Annotated in this window: 2 protein-coding genes; both read right to left on the bottom strand. The window is 46.6% G+C overall.

What is annotated here, in order from left to right:
• Positions 1 to 68 precede the first annotated feature (68 nt).
• Entirely contained in the window at positions 69 to 218 is a 150-nt protein-coding gene (locus tag Q384_RS13500; protein WP_156956557.1) for a hypothetical protein, read from the bottom strand.
• Between the two features lie 11 nt (positions 219 to 229).
• On the bottom strand, positions 230 to 1,703 hold a 1,474-nt coding region (locus Q384_RS10885), incomplete at its 5' end, for a calcium-binding protein (protein ID WP_037588088.1).

The raw sequence follows: 1,703 nt of genomic DNA, 5'->3' as shown, positions 1-1,703 counted from the left end.
GTATCAGCGGGAGAAGCAAATGAGAAAAATATTTTTTCATTGTGTGAACAAATCATCAGTTAGTGTTTTTAAGCACAAACAGGCTGCCTGAAAGCGCGGAAACCCAGTCCCATGCTTTCAGGCAGCCTGTCTAGTAAATTTTGGTTCATCGAATACATTACCCAATCCTCACAAAGATACAGATAGATAACGCGATGCTGCTTAACATTTTCCAGCATATTACTCCCCTTTATTTTAGGTATGCAACGGTAAAATTAGGCTTTTTCACAATTTCCAAACAACATGCCACACTGCTGCCTCTACCCAGATAATTGTTGCCGTGATACAGAGTTTTAATAGCATTTTCTTCATTGCCGTCGCCACCGTTTAACACATCATCGCCGTAATAGCCATACAAAGTATCATTGCCCGCCATGTCTTGATTGTGCTGATTGCCCTCAACAAAATCATCGCCCAATAAAATGTCGTTGCCCTCGCCGCCATACAGCTGATCACTGCCTTGACCGCCGTATAACTCATCATCGCCCGCGCCGCCGTCCAAAGTATCGTCGCCGAAACCGCCATAGATTTCATCATCGCTCGCTTCGCCGAATAAATAATCATTGCCGATTTGGGTTTGGTTTAATTGATTGTTGCCCTCGGAAGCATCACCCCAAAGCACATCATCGCCTTCGCCGCCAAACAGCCAATCATCGCCGCCGTTGCCTGCCATATGGTCATTGCCGCTGCCGCCGTATAGATAATCGTTGCCGTGATACTGAACCGCAATAACACTTTCTTTACCATCACCTTCCAGCCAATCATCGCCGTCGCCGCCATATAAGGTATCGTTATTGCCGCCGCCCCTGATTTCATCGTCGCCGCTGCCGCCGTCTAAATAATCTTTGCCGTGATATTCACCTGCTACCGTATTGAGGATACCGCTGACAGTGGTGCCGTCGCCCTCTAAAAAATCATCACCGCCGCCGCCGTAAATCACATCATCGCCTGCCAATCCCTGAATATAATCATTGCCGTCTTTATCACCCTCTTCAAAATCATCACCCAGAAGATAATCATTTGCCCAGCCGCCGATAATATTGTCATTACCATTACCGCCGACAACCATATCGCTTTCGCTTATATCGGTTTTGGTTTGAGTGGCACTGATCGACCAAATTGTTATATAGCCGTTATCATACATACCCCATAATGGACCGGCTTTAACGATTTCCTTGGCATCTTGAGGCGGTATCCATTGGTCTTTCTCGCCAATTCGCCGCGCAATATATAAATATGAACTGCTTGCAATCCAATCATTACCGTCGCCGCCGTAAATTTGATCCGCACCGCTGCCGCCGACCAATAAATCATCACCTTCATTGCCGTAAATAATATCGTCGCCATCTCCGCCGTCTATGGCATCGTCGCCGTCAAAACCCTGCATCAAATCTTTTTCTGCCGAACCGCGAATCACATCGGCAAATCCGGACGAAAAAATACCGCCAATCAGTTCTCCGGTGGCGGTATCGTAATGTACTTTCGACCAATCATAATTATCGGGATAATCACCCCTGTAGTTGGGATCGTCGCTGTTTAACGGTGGTTTTTGATCGCCGTTGTAAATTTTATAACCGTCTTTGCTTTGTTCTTGGGTTTGCAATTCAATACCGAGTACGCCGGAATAACCATTGCTGTTTGCATCGGCTTGGAGGAAGTAGTCT

Source organism: Stenoxybacter acetivorans DSM 19021, from assembly GCF_000745895.1.
Lineage (GTDB): Bacteria > Pseudomonadota > Gammaproteobacteria > Burkholderiales > Neisseriaceae > Stenoxybacter > Stenoxybacter acetivorans.
This window is presented reverse-complemented; position numbering and strand designations above follow the sequence as displayed.